Source organism: Herbaspirillum sp. GW821-FHT09A12, from assembly GCF_059418325.1.
This window is the reverse complement of the sequence record NZ_JBWKPR010000001.1, coordinates 789636-807424: the sequence shown is the minus strand read 5'-3', so window position 1 is coordinate 807424 and position 17789 is coordinate 789636. Positions and strand designations below refer to the sequence as shown.

The window sequence follows — 17789 nt, the reverse complement described above, 5'->3', positions numbered from 1 at the left end:
AGTTGCAACCCTCGGCCCCCTCCTCCTGCCTTGTTGGAAAAGGTAATTTTTTATTGATGTACTCCGGAACGACCGCCGGCGGCTGGCGGCCGGCGTTCTTGCTGCTCAGGGCAATGCAGCAATCGCTTTGGCGCTGATGAAGTTTTTCCCGCGGGCGCCTTGCATTGCGCCCTGCACCATTTCCAGCGCTTCCGATGAAGAAACGCCGTAGTCGGAAAACTCGGTCCCCACCTCCAGTTGGTGCAAGAAATTGCGCAGGCGTGCGACTGCGGCCTTGCAGTCGGTGTTGAAGACTTTCTGCAATACCGCATCTCGCTCAGGCATCTCCCCCCAGGCCATCGTCAACACCAGCGGCAGCGTGAATGAGCAGGCGATGCCATGCGGCACCCCGTAACGCAGGGTCATCTCGTAAGAGATGGAATGCGCCAAGGCGGTTTTGGTATTGGAGAATGCCAGGCCGGCCTTCATCGCGGCCAGCGCCATGGCGGATCGCAGGGCCTGGTTGCCGAGATCCCCGGCCAGCAAAGGCAGGCACGTCATGATGTCGTTGATCGCCGACACGGCAAACGCATCGGAGACCGGGTTGGCATTGACGTTCCAGATCGATTCCAGCGCATGCGACAAGGCATCCAGGCCGGTGGAAATGGTGATATTGCGGGGTAGCGTCATCATCAGGTCGGGATCGACAATGGCCGCCTGGGGCCAGGTGCAATCCAGATGCAACGAATATTTCTTATGCCTGGCCGCATCCCAGATCGTGGCCCAGGGCGTGACTTCGCTGCCGGTGCCGGCGGTCGTCGGGATGGCGATGAGCTGCTTTACCCGGTTTGGAACAAACGGCTTGCCGTCCGCCAGCAAGGCCAGCAGTTCCTCGAAGCGTCCGCTTTCGGTGCCGACGATCAAGGCCTTGGCCGTGTCGATCGCGCTGCCGCCGCCCAGCGCCACGACGGTATCGCATGCCTGTTCGTCCTGCCAGAAGCGGCGATACATGCCGGCCAGCTGCGCGACATCCGGATTCGGGCTGACATCCTCGATGACGTAAGCCAAGCGGTCGCCCAACAGCTCCTCCAGGCGCCGGATCAGACCCAGTCCGCGCGCTTCGGGAAAAGCCACCACCACCACCTTGGCGCCATCGCTGATGCGCGGCAGTTCGGCCAGGCTTCCCGAACCGAAATACGTTGCGACGGGATTAAAGAATCGCTGCGTCATGCGTGTCTCCTTTTATCGTTATCGGTTTTATTTTTGAGCGATTGTCGATGCGCCGGCGATAATGGACAAATCGATTATTATGCTGTTTCTATCGGCACAACCGATACGACGCGGGACGCCATTTATTGCTGTTGCCCTGGTCTCTGCGGTGAAGTAAGGTAATCGCGCCGGCCTCATCCGGCGCATTCGCGTCGCCCTGAGGCTGACAGGAAAGCGGGGAATCAAACCATTCGCCGGCAGGCTATCGGCGGCCTGGCCGGCATCGGCCGGCAGGCGCTCATGAGGAATATCTATGTACCAGTACCATAAGTGGATACGGTCATTCCACGCCGTCGCTAAAACGCACAGCTTTACCGCCGCCGCGGCCTACCTGCAAATCGGCCAGCCGACCATCAGCGAACAAGTCAAGGCGCTGGAAGACCGCTTTGCCGTGGAGTTGTTGTATCGCAGCGGCCGCCATATCGAATTGACCGACGCCGGACGGCGCCTGTATGAAATCACCGAAGGGATTTTCGGCCAGGAAGACGAGGCCGTTCAGTTGTTGCAAAGCCTGCACTCCCAGAAAACCGGCCTGTTGCGCATCGGCGCCGTTTCGCCTCCGGTGGTGATGAACCTGACGTACGACCTGATGCGCAAACATCCAGGCATCGAATTCGCGATCTCGATCAATTCGGAAAAGGAAACCCTTTCCCGGCTCTATGACTTTACGATCGACATCGCCATCCTGGCAGACGCCGCTCCCGATAAACGCCTGCATGTTGCGCCTTATCGCACCTATCCCATCGTCGCGGTGGTCAGGGACGACCATGCCTGGGCGAACAAGGCATCCATCCCCTTGAAACAGATACAGCATGAAGCCGTCATCATGCGGGAGCCGGGCTCCAAGACCCGTGAATTGCTGGAGCAGGCCTGCAGCAAGCAAGGCATTCCGATCACTTGCGTGATGGAGCTCAATAGCCGGGAAGCCATCATGCATGCCATTGCAGAAGGCCTGGGCATAGGCTTCGTATCCGAGATTGACTATATGGCGATACCGGGGACCAAGGCGATCCGGTTGCGAGACGCGACGGTGACGATCGACTATTACGTGTGCGCGCTTGCGGTGCGCAAGAACCGCCCCCTGATCAAAAGCGTGCTTGAGGCCGGCAGCGAACTGAAGAGCGGCCGCAGGAAATAGCATCGGCAGATGGCAGGGAGATACAGTTGCGCCGGCCGCATATTTCAATAATAATTGAAATATTGAATTATTTAATACCGCCATGGAAACCAAAGCCGTCATCACCGCCCTGGCCGCGCTGGCCCAAGAGTCGCGCCTGGCCATCTTCCGTCATCTGGTACAGCTCGGGCCTGAAGGCAGTGCCGCCAGCAAGATCGGCGAGCATCTCGACATTGCGCCATCATCGCTCTCGTTCCATTTGAAAGAACTGGCGCACGCTTCATTGGTGACTGCGCGACAGGAAGGCCGGTTTGTGATCTACACCGCCAACTACACCGCCATGAACCAGGTACTCGGCTTCCTCACCGACAACTGCTGCGGCGGCAATGCCTGCGCGCCCGCGGGCGTGCGCTGCCAGCCTGCGACTTCATCGAACTGACCTTACAACGGCCGCGTTCAGGCGCGCCGACTTCCCACTCATCATCAAGGACCCGACGTGCTTGCGGCATTTCTCATTTTCCTGCTTACCCTGATATGCGTGATCTGGCAGCCCAGGGGGCTGGGCATCGGCTGGAGCGCATGTGCCGGCGCCACCGTGGCGCTGCTCTGCGGCGTGGTCCATTGGTCGGATATCCCGGCGGTGTGGCATATCGTCTGGAATGCCACCGGCACCTTCATCGCCATCATCATCAGCAGCCTGCTGCTGGACAAGGCCGGCTTCTTCGAATGGGCGGCCCTGCACGTGGCCCGCTGGGGCGGCGGCCGGGGCCGGGTCCTGTTCGGCTTGCTGATCTTGCTGGGCGCCGCCGTCTCCGCGCTGTTCGCCAACGATGGCGCGGCCCTGATCCTGACGCCCATCGTCATCGCCATTCTGCTGGCATTGCGCTTCCCGCCCCGGGCCACCCTGGCCTTCGTGATGGCGGCCGGCTTCATCGCCGATACGGCCAGCTTGCCGCTGGTGGTATCGAACCTGGTCAACATCGTCTCGGCCGACTTCTTCAAGATCGGCTTCGCCGAGTACGCGTCCATCATGGTCCCGGTCAATATCGTCTCGGTGCTGGCCACGCTCCTGGCGCTTTTCGTCTGCTTCCGGCGCGACATTCCGGTGAGCTATGAGCTGGCGCAACTCCAGTCGCCGGCCGCCGCCATCCGCGACCGCGCCACCTTCATTGCCGGCTGGTGGGTGCTGGCCCTGCTGCTGGCCGGCTTCTTCTGGCTGGAAGGCCTGGGCGTGCCGATCAGCGCGGTGGCCGCCGTGGGGGCGCTGATCCTGCTGGCCGTGGCCGGCCGCGGCCACATCATCTCCACCCGAGAAGTCGTCAAAGGCGCGCCCTGGCAGATCGTCTTCTTCTCGCTGGGGATGTACCTGGTGGTGTACGGATTGCGCAATGCCGGCCTGACAGGCTATCTCACGGGCGTATTGAATGGCTTCGCCCAGCATGGCGTCTGGGGCGCCGCCATCGGCACCGGCTTGCTGACCGCGTTCCTGTCCTCGGTCATGAACAACATGCCCACCGTGCTGGTCGGCGCCCTGTCGATCGATGCCGCCAGCGCCCAGGGCGTCGTGAAGGAAGCCATGGTGTACGCCAACGTCATCGGCAGCGACCTCGGCCCCAAGATCACGCCGATCGGCAGCCTGGCCACGCTGCTCTGGCTGCACGTCCTCGACAAGAAAAATATCCACATCTCCTGGGGTTATTATTTCCGGGTGGGCGCCATGCTGACGCTGCCGGTGCTGCTGGCGACGCTATGCGCCCTGGCGCTCCGATTGGGCGGTTGAGACGGCCCCGGCCGCTTTCCCATTGCGCGACGCTCCCCGGCCGACGGGCGCCAAGCCGATTTCACACAAGGATGACACCATGACCACGATCTACCACAACCCTGCCTGCGGAACCTCCCGCAACACCCTGGCGATGATCCGCAACAGCGGCGAAGAACCGATTGTCATCGACTATCTCCAGCATCCCCCTTCGCGCGAAACCCTGGTCAAACTGATCCAGGATGCCGGCCTGGGCGTGCGGGAAGCGATACGCCAAAAGGAAACGTCCTATGCCGAGCTGGGCCTGGACAACCCGGCGCTGACCGACGAGCAGTTGCTCGATGCCATGCTGGCCCACCCGATCCTGATCAACCGGCCGTTTGTGGTGACCTCCAAGGGAACCCGCCTGTGCCGGCCATCCGAAGTGGTGCTGGAGATCCTGCCGCATCCGCAACAGGGAGCCTTCACGAAAGAAGACGGTGAAGCCGTCATCGATGCGCAGGGGCAACGTGTTGCGTCGGGCAAGTGATCCGTCCTATCACCCATCCCAAGACTTGCGGTTTCAACGAAACAAATTGGCGGTTAGCGTGTCATACCGCGCAGCCTGCGTTCACTGAACAATTTCCCGACAATAAATCGCTTTCCAGAACGAGGCCGCACAACAGAAACCAGGGTTCGAAGGGATGCGCCCAAGGCGCATGACGCAAGGATTTGCCGACGAGGGCGGCAGGAAGAGCAAAATTGAAACAATTACGCAATCGGCTTTGCATCGGTCTGGTCGGCCTGGGCATTTTCTGGATGCTGGGCATGGTGAGCACGAATGAGCTGGCCAAAAGCAGCATCCTGATGGCAAGCGCCCTGCCCGGCATTACCGGAATTTTCATCGCCATCCCCTATTTCCGTCGGCGCCCCCATTGGCTGTCGGCGAGCACGTTCCTGATTTTCCTGCTTTTTTTCCTCGACGCTACGCTGAAAGGATTTTTGCGCGATTACTTTGGACTGCGCCCCAATCCGATCCTGGTCTTACAGGCCATCTTCAACTCGAACCCGAGTGAAACAGGGGAATTCTTTCAGCACAACTGGCGCGACGTGGCGCAAGCCACGCTCGTCTTTCTGGCCTCCTGCTTCCTGGCATTCCTGGCCCAACGAAAGCTTGCCGGCATCGAGCCCGATACCAGCGCCACGCCGCTGAAACGGCGCAGCCTCGTCGGAATTGGGGCGCTTCTCACGGTGTTCCTTGCGCTGCACTTCAATCCCACGATGGCCAAGGAAAATCCGCTCCTTTTCTGGCCGCTTCGCTACATGGATTATCGCGAGCAGGTAGCCCGGGCCGAGAACATGTCGAGGGACATCGAGCGCAACATGGCCAAGAAATCCGACTGGCAGGTTCAGTACGCGGGCCCGCAGCACAACACCGTGGTGTGGGTGATTGGAGAAAGCATCAACCGCACCAATATGTCCTTGTACGGTTATCCGCGCAACACGACACCGCTGCTGAATTCGATGCGCAAGGATCTGATCGTTTTCAAGGATGTCGTGTCGTCAGAGCCGGCGACCATGGCTTCGCTGATGAAGATGTTCACGCCGGCCGATATCGATGACCCAGACGAGTGGAATCGTAAACCCGACGTGCTGATGCTGGCCCAGGAGGCCGGCTTCAAGACGTTTTGGATTTCCAACCAGGTCCCCAACGATGGTTGGCTGGGATTGGTGTCGAACCGCGCCAACGAAAAGCTCTTCATCAACAAGGGCGCCGGGCGCGGCGAAAATAATTTCGATGGGAACCTGCTGCCGGGCTTGGAGGCCGCATTAAAGAATCCCGCCCCGAAAAAGCTGATCGTGGTCCACCTTTTGGGCGCCCACCCAACGTACTACATGCGCTACCCCAGGGAATATGCGAAGTTCGATGGCGCCCTCGACCACATTTCAGAACAACTCACCAAGGCCGAGCGCCCGGTGTGGATTCGCCAGCTGCGCAATGAATACGACAACGCCATCGCATACAACGACTATGTTGTCGGCAGCATGCTCCAGTTGACGATGAAGATGACGCACCAGGATAACGCCAGCCTGGTCTTTAGCTCAGACCACGGCCAGGAAGTCGGCCACACGAGAAACCATGCCGGCCAGTCCATTTCAGACGTCACGGGCTACGAAATCCCAATGCTTTTGTGGACCAAGTCTTTTGCCGAAAAAAAGCCGGAAGAGAAAGCCATGCTCGAACATCGCGCTTACCAGACCGACCATTTCGAGCACACCGTGCTGGGCCTTCTCGGCGTGCGCTCCATTTACTACGAAGCCTCGCGGGATATCCTCAGCGAGAATTTTCACAGCCAGGATTTCGTCAATGGCCTGCGGCGCATCAATGGACGGCCATATGAGCCGCGTACGGTCATGTATCAGCAGAGTCCGGTGAATGCGGCAAGCCAGTGAGAACGTGCGGGGCAGTTTTCGACGAAAATCAACAAAGTCACTTCAGAGCGTTGTGCATACGTTTTCCTAAACGGTATGCAAAATACCATTTCATCTACCGACCAAACGAAAGTTCATCGCAGCGGTTCTTTCTATTCGGTTTATGCGTTTTCTGTTACGTGAACACGACCTTAGCGAATTTCTGCGCTATATCTGAACTTACTCGCGGCGCCACGCGACTGGCGCCACTCCAACGGCTGGCCGCCAGCGTCAAATGCAACCCGCTCAATGACAACTACCGGCGTGTTTTCTTTCAGCCCAAGTAGTTTCGCTTGCGCTGTGGTCACTGTCTCCACAGTCAGAGTCTCGCGCGCGGATGCCACAATTTGGCCGCATTCCCGCTCATAAAGCGGGTATAGCAGGTCGCCAAATTGGGCCGTATCCATGCCTGCGAGCGCCTTGAATCTCTGTTCACAAACATAAATATTTTCAGCCAGCACAGGCTGACCATCCACGGTACGCAAGCGGAGTAATTCGATGACCTTAGTCTGTTGCTTCAGACCCAGCGCATCCGCGACCTGCTGAGGCGCAATGATGGTTTTACGGCTGACGATGACACTTTCTGGAGATAACGGCTGCCCATCGGATGATTCAAATCTGAAGAATCTGAATAGCGAGTTGTTGAACCGCGCCTTACGCACGAAGGTCCCCCTCCCGTGCGCACGCTCGACCAAGCCTTCTGCTATTAACGTTTCAACTGCCCGACGCACTGTGCCGATCGCAACCTGATAGGTATTCCGCAATTCCACCTCTGACGGAATCGGCTGGCCAGGCTGCCATACCTGGGCACGAATTTGTGCGGCAAGCTGGTCGCGCAATTGAAGGTAGAGCGGCAGCCGAGAATCTACGCCAGATTGATCGTGCATGAGGGGATATACCGTTGCATTGATGGAAAGTCATAAGTCTACCTTTCACGTGCCTTGCTCACAACGCCATCAGCACTGCAGCCTGCCACGCACCGCACAATGATCTTGGAATGCTCATCGCATTGGCAATGCGGCCAGAAACCACAAAGATTGTTCGCACCCGGCACCTGTGTTATCTTTCAACAACTCATATATATGTCTATATGAGTAATCATCGAGATAACCAATCAAAATAGCGCAATCAGGGTTTCACCCGACGCGCCTTCGCTAGAGGACGAGACAATGTTTTCATGGTATCGGCAGGTCACTGCCAAAGAACGAAAGACCTTCTGGGCATGCTTCAGCGGCTGGGCCCTGGATGCTCTGGACGTGCAAATGTTCAGCTTGGCCATCCCTGCGCTCATCGCCGCATTCAGTCTGAGCAAGGCAGATGCGGGGCTTATTAGCGGCGCCACATTGGTGGCGTCGGCTATCGGCGGCTGGGTTGCTGGTGCGATGTCGGATCGATATGGCCGTGTCAAAACCCTGCAAATCACCATCCTATGGTTCTCTTTATTCACCTTCTTCAGTGCTTTCGCGCAAAACTATCCGCAATTGCTGGTGTTGAAGGCCTTGCAAGGCTTTGGTTTCGGCGGGGAATGGGCGGCCGGTGCAGTCCTGATGGCGGAGACCATTCGCGCGGAGCACCGCGGCAAGGCCATGGGTACGGTACAAAGCGCTTGGGCTGTAGGCTGGGGCGCGGCCGTTCTGCTGTTCTCGGTATTGTTCTCAGTCCTGCCGCAGGACACTGCATGGCGTGCCATGTTCGTCATCGGCCTACTGCCGGCCTTGCTGGTGGTATATGTTCGCCGCTCAGTGCCGGAGACTGACGCCTTCCTGGCAACCAAGAAAGCTGCGGCTGCAGGAAAGGCTCCAAACAATCCACTGCTGGGCATCTTCCGCCCCGACGTTCTGCGTTTTACCATCATTGGCAGCTTGCTGGGCGTAGGTGCTCACGGCGGGTACTACGCACTGATGACCTGGCTTCCGACCTACCTGAAAACGGAAAAGCACCTTTCCGTACTGAGCACAGGCGGCTACCTTGCAGTGATCATCATCGCTTTCTGGTTCGGCTGCATCGCCAGCGCCCAATTACTGGACCGTATTGGCCGTCGCCGCACGGTCGCCTCCTTTGCCGTGTGCTGTGTCCTCACCGTCATTTGCTACATCTTCCTTCCCCTGTCCGATACACAGATGCTAATTTGCGGCTTCCCGCTCGGCTTCTTCGCCGCAGGCATCCCCGCTAGCCTTGGCGCCCTGTTCAATGAACTGTACCCAAGCGGCATCCGCGGCACCGGTGTGGGTTTTTGCTACAACTTCGGCCGCGTTGCCTCGGCGGGTTTCCCTGTGCTGGTTGGTCACATGAGCGATTCCATGCCACTGGGAAAGGCTATCGGCATTGATGCCGGAATTGCGTACTCGTTAGTGGTGTTGGCCGTACTCATGCTGCCCGAAACGAAAGGTCGCCAAATGGAAACTTCGCAATGACATTGGCCTTAAAAACCGTCGCCCGCCCTATCCGCATCGATACGCATGCGCATGTGTTCACGCGTGACTTGCCGATGGAAAATGGACGCCGCTACACGCCCGGTTATAACGTCACCGTCGAGGAATACGTCGCAGTCCTGGACGCCGCCGGCATGACGCACGGCGTCCTCGTCCAGCCCAGCTTTCTTGGGACCGACAATAGCTACATGCTAGCCGCACTTGCAAAACATCCAGAACGCTTGCGGGGCATAGCGATGGTGGATGCACATATCAGCGACGAAGAAATGCTGGCCTTGAAGGAGGCCGGCGTTGTCGGTATCCGGTTCAATCTCGTGGGCGGTGCCGAGTTGCCTGACCTTAATGGAATTTGGCGGCCAAAACTGGCGCGTATTGCCGAGCTTGGATGGCAAGTCGAAATTCACCGAGAGGCAAGTGGCCTGCAACAATTGCTGGATCCATTGCTCGATATGGGGCTCAATATCGTCGTGGATCATTTCGGGCGCGTCGACCCACGACAGGGTATCGACGACCCGGGATTCCGCTATCTTCTTTCCGTTGGAAGGTCGCAGCGAGTATGGGTGAAACTGTCTGCCGCCTATCGCAACACCGACGATGCAAGAACCTCATCGTTTGCGAACGATGCATGGCCTCTTTTACGCGAGCACTTCGGCACGTCACGTCTTCTTTGGGGCAGCGACTGGCCACATACCCAACATGAGCATCTGGCCAATTACTCGGATTCATGGCAACAGTTCACTAATCTGGTTCGCAACGACGATGCGCAGCGCATCATCACAGGCGAGACATCAGCAACGCTATTCGGCTTTATCTAGAACTCACTTAAAGCGTTTCAGATGTCGACGCATGCCGACGCCCGCTCACCATTAACGATTACTTTGCATCCAGTATCTCCAAGGTTTTCCCCCAAAATTCCTGATTTAAGGATAAGTACGATCTGATTTTTCTCTATTGACTGCGTTACTGGCGCTCCAGGTTCTGTTAAATCTTATTTTTCGTTTCCGGCGCTTGAGTAAAACTTGGTAAAGTCTTCTGGCGGCGTTGTGACACTAATGTACACCAGAGGCTCAGTGCCAGAATTCACAATACCGTGAATAGCTCCGGCTGGTGTTCTCACGACGTCCCCGCCACGCACCGGTCTTGTCTCATCGTTGCCAAGTAGCAGAGTTCCCTCCCCACTCTCTACGATCCAGTCTTGCTCGGAAATGGGATGACTATGCCGCTCAGAAACGGCCTTAGGTTGCATCGTCACGCGAGTAATTGTCATCTTTGCGTCTGGGGAGTTCTTATACCAAAGCAATTGAACAGAATCCTTACCCGGATTTTTTAGCGTGGTCGTTGTACTACTAGGCAGCACCTCGACTTTAGTGGTGACGTCGCGCGCCGCTTTGGATCCTGCGTCTTTCGATTTCATATCTTCTGCAAGTGCCGGAATATTAATAAAAAGAAGAAAATTGATTGCTGCGATTGCCGAACCTTTGACGATCTTACGGAAAATGGGTTGCATCGCTGATCCTCATGAATTGACCAAATAAAAGCTGTGGATATGACGAAATATTCACATGACGACCGCTGGAAGACGACTCGATTCCGCTTTACGCAATCGATAATTCTCAAGCTAAAGCTATTGAGCGTTGTAACGTATCTGACGTACAGCCATGCGGATTTCCATTCAATTCCAGACAGAGACTTTGACTTTCGCAGGCAGTAGCGGCCGATCTCGACCGCTACTTCTGCACTGAATTAGCCGGTTTAAGCTGAATCAGTGCAGCACCATATCCGGTTCGCGCGACATCGCATGGCGGCTGGTGACAGCAATGAGGAGAAGCATGATTGCGGCGCCGATGAACAGAGCAAATCCCAAGATATAGAAACTGCTTGCGGCATTTGCACCTTGAGCGAAATATCCGACCGCCATGGGGCCAACAATGCCGCCGCAGCTGGCAAAGATATTCATCAGGCCGACCGCGGCACCGGCTTGATTTCGCGGAAACAAGCTAATCGCCCACCCCCACCAGGTACCCGCGCCGGAATAAAGTCCTGCGCCGGCAATGCTGAACATAACAATGCTCCACGCGATATTCTGCGGCCCATAATGCTGCGCCAGTAGCGCCGCGCCCGCGACGCTGATTGGAAGCGCCACGAACCAGCCTTTTGATACGGTGGCCCGATCCGAGAACCTTGCATTGAGGTTCATCGAAAGCGCGCCAAACACAAACGGAATGGCGGTAAGAACTCCCGTCAGCGAATATCCGTGTTGCAGAAATCCTTTAATGAGGCTGGGCATCCATAATCCAAAACTGAAGATGACCATAATCCAGAAGAATGATGCCAGACCGAGCAACCATACAACCGGACGAGCGAGTACATTCGAAAATCCAGCGTTATCGGTTGTTCCCTGGTATCTCCGGCTCAGGATATAGTCCCTCTCGGCCTTACTGATTCGTTTATCGGTCGCAGGATCATCCCCGACAAAGCGGAGAAAGATGAACCCCATCAGGATAGCGGGCAAGCCCTGCAAAACAAACATCGTCTGCCATTCAAAAACATCGATCATCCAACCGGCTAATGGCGCCATTACGACCGTCGAGATTGGCATAGCGTATTGGGCAACGCTCACCGCACGGCCTCGCTCTTCTGCGGGAAACCATTGGATGAACAAGATGGCGAACGACGGCCAGATAACTCCTTCGGCAAGTCCTAACAGCACTCGCACCAAGAAAAGAGCGCGCAAGTCAGAAATCAGACCTGTCAAACAAGCCGCAATACCGGTGACGATAAGGGCAATACCCACTACGAGCTTGGGCCCGACGCGCTGAGCAATTGCTCCCCCTGGAATCTGCGTTAGCACATAGCCCCAAAAGAAAGCGGATAGGAGCGTACCAATCACTTTCATATCGAGGGCAAGATCTCGTGCGATTAGCGGCGCAGCGACACCGATGTTTGAGCGGTCGGCGAATGCTACAAGATAGCTGATAAAGATAATTACGCCGATACGCGTCCATCGAGACCTGCCGATTGGCTGTCCCGCATTCAAATTTTGACTTTTCATTTTGTCTCCAGCTTTCCGTTCTTGAATGGTTCTACTTGTTCGACGTACTGCGTCATCTCACGATGACGTTCTTCTTGATGCTCCGATTCCAATGAATGGGGGGTAGACCGGGGACAGGGCTCTCAAAGGAACGAACACAATCGTCCAACAAGCAACCCAGATATGCAGTCTTCAGAGCAGGGCCGCCAAAGGCCAAGCTTGAGATATTTCCTAATCGTGAACGCCCAGCGGTGCTCATGTCCTTCTGCGTCAGGGTCTCCGCGAGAAGCTTCGATTGCAGCTCCCGCGCGTATTCTTCGTCCGTATCCTTCAATACGGTCTGCAGTTCGCCGTCTGGTCGGAGAACGTAAAGGGTATTACTGCCGATACATGTGATCCAGGCACCTCCGAATACATCGAAGGTCAACCCATCTGGAAAGTCGCCGTTACCATAAGTGACGAGAACTTCTTTCCCCCCAACGGTCGCATCCGGTCGTAGTGGGAAACGGCTGGTTCGCTGATTGTAGGTTTCATTGACATAGAGCCATTTTCCATCAGCCGAGAAAGCGATTTCATTGGTATATCCGATGCCATCTGCCACGATCCGGACGCCTGACTCATCAGCTACCGCGATGTACCCATCGGCAACTGCATGGTTCCATGCAACCGTCCGGGGTTTCTTACGGGTGCTCACCGTAAACCAAAGTCGCCCCTCACGATCATTCACCACATAATTGCTCGGAGGAAGTGGCTCCCTCCCCAGGTTTTCTATCAGGGGATGGACGTTTCCAAAGGGATCAATAGAAAATATCCCGCCCAACTCTGCCCCCAGGTCGGCAAACAATATTTCTTCGTTTGACGATAACGCGATCCCATTGGGAAGAAATTTTCTGGATCCCTGGCTACGCGCGAGTACATGCTGCGTATCGCCAGTAGCGCTAATTACGGAGTAGCCGCCGTTTCCGTTGGCAACAATCAGATCCCCGCCGGATAAAGCCAACACACACTCAGGACGCTTGAGACCTCGGGCCACAATTTCAAGGTCATCAAAATCTACTCGGAAATCTCGGGATAGTGGGTAGTTCATTGCTGTCTCCATCAAAATACTTAGCCTCTGGACATTTATCTTGTTCGATTTATCCAATCGAACGAGTCCTCAATCGCGTTTGACGGAAAGTATTCACAGCCGATGTAGCCACGGTAGTTTTCCGCTTGCAACCGTCGAAAAACCGCCTCGAAGTTGATTTCCCCGGTTCCAGGTTCATGACGCCCTGGATTATCCGCAATCTGGATGTGCGCGGCATGAGGCAGCGAGCCCATCATCCGCTCGATCAGGTTCCCCTCTCCGCGCTGAAGATGATATAGGTCGAGCATGATCCGCAAGTTATCTTTTGCGAGAGTTTCGATCGCAAAAATAGCTTGAGCCTGCGTATTTAGCAGGTAGCGCGGCCGGTCGACACTATTGAGAGGCTCGATCATCACTGTGATGTCCGCTTGCGCAGCAAGTGAACATGCAAAGTTGAGGCATCGAAGATAGTTGTCCCACGCCGCTTCCATCTTCATTTCTGGCGCCACCAAACCCGCCATTACGTGAACGTTTGGACAGCCGATTTCATGAGCGTAGGAAACTGCTTGTTCAGCACTCTTTTTGAAGTCTTCAAATTTTTCGGGATCCACGGCCAGACCCCAATCTCCCTCAGCTACGTTGCCGGCGGGTGAATTAATGCCCACACACAGAAGCCCATTTTCTTCAAGGAGATGAGCCACTTCTCTACTCGTGATTTCATATGGAAACCATACTTCCACTGCCTTGAAATTAAAGCGAGCGGCGGCTTGAAAACGTGAAGCCAATGGTAAATCTTGAAACAACGTAGAGAGATTTGCAGAAAAATTAAGCATTTTTTCACTCTATCGTGCAATTACCATGCTGCTTTTCATCCGCATGGGCCACATCCCATTCACGAATGATCTGAGCCAAATGCGCTCCTTTTTCGGGCGCCGGATGGCGCACTACACAAGGAGTCTTCGAGAGCTTGACTGGAAAGCCCAATGTATTAATTGGTCCATGTCCTGGATGTTCCACGGACATGACCATCTTGCGATGCCGAGTCTGCGGGTCGTTGAGAGCGGCTGACAGACTTTGGACTACGCCGCAAGGAACACCCGCGGCATTGAGTTTCCCAACCCAATTAGCCTGCGTATCGGTCGCGATACGCTGATTGATGAGTTGATTGAGCGCCTCTCGATTTTTCATGCGTAAAACATTTGTAGCAAACCTAGGGTCGGCACGTAGATCAGTCATTCCCAATTGGCCAAGGAAGCGATCCAGCACAGCTTCCGTACTCGGTGCGACGGCGATGTCTCCGTCGGCAGCTGTGAACATGCCATACGGCGCCGTGATCGGATGATCGTTACCGCTGCGCTGGGCTGGCTCGCCAGTGGCCAAGTGGTCAGATGCGTACCATGCAAACAGACTCATCAGCGAATCGACCATTGCGGCCTCTACTCGTTGCCCTTCACCGGTCAGATCCCGTACGCGGATTGCATTCACAATGCCAAACGCAGCATAGAGACCCGCAACAAGGTCACTGATGGGAATGCCACTGCGAATTGGGTCATCGTTTGCGTTCCCGTTCAGACTCATGAATCCGCTCATCGCCTGAGCGATGAAATCGAAAGCCGGCCGCTGCGCATACGGCCCGGTTGCCCCGTAGCCGTTGATCGATGCAGTTACCAGTCCGGGATTGAGCTTAGCGAGCAGCTTCTCGGTCAAACCCATTTCATCCAGAACTCCTGGACGAAAATTCTCTACAAGTACATCCGCCCGTTCGATCAACGAGTGGAGTGTTGCCTTTCCACTTTCTGTCCGAAGGTCCAGCGTAATAGAACGCTTGTTCCGATTGAATGAGGCAAAATAGGTAGAGATTCCGTTTACGATCGTTCCCTGGCCTCGGATAGGATCCCCTGTACCTGGCGGCTCGATTTTCACAACATCAGCCCCCATATCGCCGAGCAACATTGTGCAAAACGGCCCCGACAAGATTCGAGTAAGGTCAACGACCTTAATACCAGCAAGCGGCAGTGTCATGACTTACCCCGCAGCGGTTGCGACAGCATCGGTAGCATGCAGTCGCAGCCGAGGACCTGCCTTCATTACCTGCCCGACGAGACCTCGCTCCAAGAACGATTCCATTTTCTTGGCAACCAGAATGGCTTTTTCCAGATCGACACCTGTCGTATATCCTGACTCCTCCAGCAGGAAGAGCAGATCTTCCGTGCAAATGTTGCCAGTTGCTCCGGCTGCAAACGGACATCCACCAAGGCCACCAACCGAAGAATCGTATCGGGCAATCCCCTCTTCCAATCCAACAAGGACGTTCGCCAAACCAATTCCGCGTGTGTTGTGAAGGTGCAGCGCCAATTCAACGGTTGACGGCACCGCAGCGCGAACAGCACGCACTAGCTTACGGATATTCTCAGGTGTAGCCATCCCCGTCGTATCGGACAAAGTTACCTCGGTCACGCCCACTTCTACGTAGCGACGCACAATTTTCTCGACTTGTGCGATTGGAATATCCCCCTCAAACGGGCAGCCAAACGCAGTTGCCACTGCTCCGATCAGTTGTTTTGGCTGCCGAGAACCAGTTGTCGCCAACAGCACCTGGGCAACCTCGCCCAAGCCTGCAAGCGACTCATCGACACTCCGATTGAGATTCTTCCTGTTATGGGTATTTGATGCCGAGCACAAGAGGACCGCTGCATCAAGCCCGGTCTTTACGGCACGTTCGGCCGCGCGAAGATTTGGGACGAGTGCCGACAGCCTTGTATCGGAACGGCGATCAATACCTGCCAGCACATCTTCAGCATCAGCAAGTTGCGGAACCGCTTTCGGCGATACGAACGAGGTTACTTCGATATTCTTGACACCCGCCGCCAACATGTCGTTGATTAGCTCGATCTTTTGCTGCGTCGGGATAAACTTGCTCTCGATCTGCAGGCCATCGCGCGTTCCGACCTCCGTTACAGCAATAAATGGTTTGCTTGATTTGACAGCGGAATTGGGGCTTCCTTGAGTTTGCATTGACTTGTCTCCGACTTTTCGCCCCCGCAAAAGCAGGGCCATAGGTAACCCGCCGATATGCTGCGGTACATTTCGGAGCTATCATGAACGTTCTTAACCATCGAAAAAAGCGATCGTTCGAGTGCCTCCCCCTCTCGAATAGTGATGACACCTGCTTATGCGACACCTAGATACCCGATCCGCGCAAATTTTCTTGACGATTGCCCAGGAAGGCAGCATCGCAAAAGCGGCCATTAGAGAAAATATGGTGCCATCCGCCGTAAGCAAGCGATTACAAGAACTGGAAGCATCTGTTGGAGTGCCACTTGTGCAACGCAGTCAGAAGGGGATTCAATTGACCCGCGCTGGGGAGGCAATGGCACATCATGCACGGATTGTGGTCTTGGCCCTAGAGAACCTACAGGCGGAGATGACTGACTATGTCAACGGTGTACGCGGGCACGTTCGGGTGCGCGTCAGCGCCTCGGCTCTTGCGGCTGGAATTCCTGCGCAAATTCAGACCTTCCTCGAGAAGCATTCGGATATCAAGCTTGAACTTGAAGAGCAAGAAACACCGGTCATTGTGCGTGACGTTATTGAGGGCAGAGCTGACATCGGGCTGGGGCCAAATATTTTTGTCAATGAAGCGCTACAAATGTCACCTTATAGCCGCTATGACCTTGCTGTAGCGATCCCCGATACACATGCGCTTGCAGATCGCCAGTCATTAAAATACGAAGAGACACTTTTATATGATCATGTCGAGCAGCCCCAAACGACCGCTTTATCCCAACTTTTAGACTACGCGGTGAAGCAAGCCTCGATGATCAAGAAGACGAGAATTCGTGTCCGGGGTTTCGACGCGGTATGTCACATGGTCGGTTTAGGCATGGGAATCGGAGTTGTGCCGTCTTTCCTTTCCAAGACATACGCTGCGGCCTACAATCTCAAATTCATCCCACTTTCAGATGCATGGGCGCATCCTCTTATCTGTGTCATGTATCGTGACCGGGCAACTCTTCCTGCAGCCGCTCTTGCCCTAGTTGAACATCTTGAGAGCAGCGCGACACGATAAATCTTCTTTACCCTGATTTGTAGACTTGCTTAAAGCATCTGCTGTTGATTTTCATCAAAAATTCCCCCACTTCCCCAGGAAGTCGCCCACGCATGGCGCCGGTCTTTTAAAATTTAAACCGTCTATCCGGCTTTTAAATATTTTTAAAAACAGTCCAAGAAGACTGCAAATGTGTTAACTTCACATCCATCGCGGATCACTCAAAACAGTTTAATCCCAGCCTCTATCAAAGGCTGGCTCAGAGAAAAGCATAATAAAGCGCCCTCAATGAAAACCACCAGGGCGACGAATTGGCCGCCTACCCGGCTACCTTCGATCAATCGTGGCTGAAGGCTGAAGGACGAGTTGCGTCATGCGCGCAACTTCACGCCGCCAATGAGCAAGGAACTGGTGACCGGGACGCTGCTGGCGGGCATCGACCAGGTGCGGTTCGGCGGCAAGGCGCCGTGGACTCTGCGCCACACGCATGACGACCATGAATGCCTGAAACCGGCGGCCAACTATGCGCCGATCCGAGATGTAGTGCCGGACAGGCCGCGTTGCCACCTTTTTCCATAGAATCACTGAAAGGAACATTATGCCTATCCGGACTGTGCGACCCAATACGGCCTTGCTT

General features: G+C 55.5%; 16 protein-coding genes and 1 pseudogene. 9 read left to right on the top strand and 8 right to left on the bottom strand.

Annotation, left to right across the window (positions count from 1 at the left end; genetic code table 11):
* Window positions 1-105: 105 nt before the first annotated feature.
* Window positions 106-1209, bottom strand: a complete 1104-nt coding sequence (psrA, locus tag AC07N6_RS03625) for an iron-containing alcohol dehydrogenase PsrA (RefSeq protein WP_494780946.1) — start codon at window positions 1207-1209, stop codon at window positions 106-108.
* A 292-nt stretch (window positions 1210-1501) separates the two neighbouring features.
* Between psrA and AC07N6_RS03620 the strand changes: the two genes are divergently transcribed.
* The 5 genes from AC07N6_RS03620 to AC07N6_RS03600 all read left to right on the top strand — a co-directional run bounded on the left by AC07N6_RS03620 (window position 1502) and on the right by AC07N6_RS03600 (window position 6557).
* On the top strand, window positions 1502-2386 hold the full coding sequence (locus AC07N6_RS03620) for a LysR substrate-binding domain-containing protein (protein WP_494780945.1): 885 nt from the start codon (window positions 1502-1504) through the stop codon (window positions 2384-2386).
* 82 nt (window positions 2387-2468) lie between these two features.
* Complete coding sequence (locus AC07N6_RS03615) at window positions 2469-2804, top strand: ArsR/SmtB family transcription factor (protein WP_494780944.1); 336 nt, start codon at window positions 2469-2471, stop codon at window positions 2802-2804.
* Window positions 2805-2861: 57 nt separating this feature from the next.
* On the top strand, window positions 2862-4145 hold the full coding sequence (locus AC07N6_RS03610; protein ID WP_494780943.1) for an arsenic transporter: 1284 nt from the start codon (window positions 2862-2864) through the stop codon (window positions 4143-4145).
* A gap of 79 nt (window positions 4146-4224) precedes the next feature.
* A complete protein-coding gene (gene arsC, locus AC07N6_RS03605) occupies window positions 4225-4653 on the top strand; it encodes an arsenate reductase (glutaredoxin) (RefSeq protein WP_494780942.1) in 429 nt (142 codons plus the stop codon).
* A gap of 212 nt (window positions 4654-4865) precedes the next feature.
* Complete coding sequence (locus AC07N6_RS03600; protein ID WP_494780941.1) at window positions 4866-6557, top strand: phosphoethanolamine transferase; 1692 nt, start codon at window positions 4866-4868, stop codon at window positions 6555-6557.
* Between the two features lie 170 nt (window positions 6558-6727).
* On the opposite strand, the gene AC07N6_RS03595 is transcribed toward AC07N6_RS03600, so the two are convergent.
* A complete protein-coding gene (locus AC07N6_RS03595; RefSeq protein WP_494780940.1) occupies window positions 6728-7462 on the bottom strand; it encodes a GntR family transcriptional regulator in 735 nt (244 codons plus the stop codon).
* A gap of 282 nt (window positions 7463-7744) precedes the next feature.
* Here AC07N6_RS03595 and AC07N6_RS03590 point away from each other — a divergent pair, with 282 nt between their 5' ends.
* Both AC07N6_RS03590 and AC07N6_RS03585 read left to right on the top strand, forming a co-directional pair.
* Window positions 7745-8989 carry an MFS transporter gene (locus AC07N6_RS03590; RefSeq protein ID WP_494780939.1) on the top strand — a complete coding sequence of 415 codons (1245 nt, stop codon included), beginning with the start codon at window positions 7745-7747 and terminating at the stop codon, window positions 8987-8989.
* Window positions 8986-9822: an amidohydrolase family protein gene (locus AC07N6_RS03585; RefSeq protein ID WP_494780938.1), complete on the top strand. Its 837-nt coding sequence runs from the start codon at window positions 8986-8988 to the stop codon at window positions 9820-9822. The genes AC07N6_RS03590 and AC07N6_RS03585 overlap by 4 nt, the downstream gene beginning before the upstream one ends.
* A gap of 173 nt (window positions 9823-9995) precedes the next feature.
* Here the strand turns inward: AC07N6_RS03585 and AC07N6_RS03580 are convergent, their stop codons facing one another.
* The 6 genes from AC07N6_RS03580 to AC07N6_RS03555 form a co-directional block, all read right to left on the bottom strand.
* A complete protein-coding gene (locus AC07N6_RS03580; RefSeq protein WP_494780937.1) occupies window positions 9996-10514 on the bottom strand; it encodes a cupin domain-containing protein in 519 nt (172 codons plus the stop codon).
* Between the two features lie 255 nt (window positions 10515-10769).
* Window positions 10770-12059, bottom strand: coding sequence for an MFS transporter (locus AC07N6_RS03575; protein WP_494780936.1), 1290 nt, complete (start codon window positions 12057-12059; stop codon window positions 10770-10772).
* Between the two features lie 52 nt (window positions 12060-12111).
* Window positions 12112-13125, bottom strand: a complete 1014-nt coding sequence (locus tag AC07N6_RS03570) for an SMP-30/gluconolactonase/LRE family protein (protein ID WP_494780935.1) — start codon at window positions 13123-13125, stop codon at window positions 12112-12114.
* 35 nt (window positions 13126-13160) lie between these two features.
* Entirely contained in the window at window positions 13161-13937 is a 777-nt protein-coding gene (locus tag AC07N6_RS03565; RefSeq protein WP_494780934.1) for a hydroxypyruvate isomerase family protein, read from the bottom strand.
* Between the two features lie 4 nt (window positions 13938-13941).
* Window positions 13942-15126 carry a CaiB/BaiF CoA transferase family protein gene (locus AC07N6_RS03560; protein ID WP_494780933.1) on the bottom strand — a complete coding sequence of 395 codons (1185 nt, stop codon included), beginning with the start codon at window positions 15124-15126 and terminating at the stop codon, window positions 13942-13944.
* A 3-nt stretch (window positions 15127-15129) separates the two neighbouring features.
* Complete coding sequence (locus tag AC07N6_RS03555; protein WP_494780932.1) at window positions 15130-16119, bottom strand: hydroxymethylglutaryl-CoA lyase; 990 nt, start codon at window positions 16117-16119, stop codon at window positions 15130-15132.
* A 157-nt stretch (window positions 16120-16276) separates the two neighbouring features.
* Here AC07N6_RS03555 and AC07N6_RS03550 point away from each other — a divergent pair, with 157 nt between their 5' ends.
* Window positions 16277-17173 carry a LysR family transcriptional regulator gene (locus AC07N6_RS03550; protein WP_494780931.1) on the top strand — a complete coding sequence of 299 codons (897 nt, stop codon included), beginning with the start codon at window positions 16277-16279 and terminating at the stop codon, window positions 17171-17173.
* A 260-nt stretch (window positions 17174-17433) separates the two neighbouring features.
* Window positions 17434-17704: pseudogene (locus AC07N6_RS03545) on the top strand (electron transfer flavoprotein-ubiquinone oxidoreductase); the annotation flags it as partial.
* Window positions 17705-17789 lie beyond the last annotated feature (85 nt).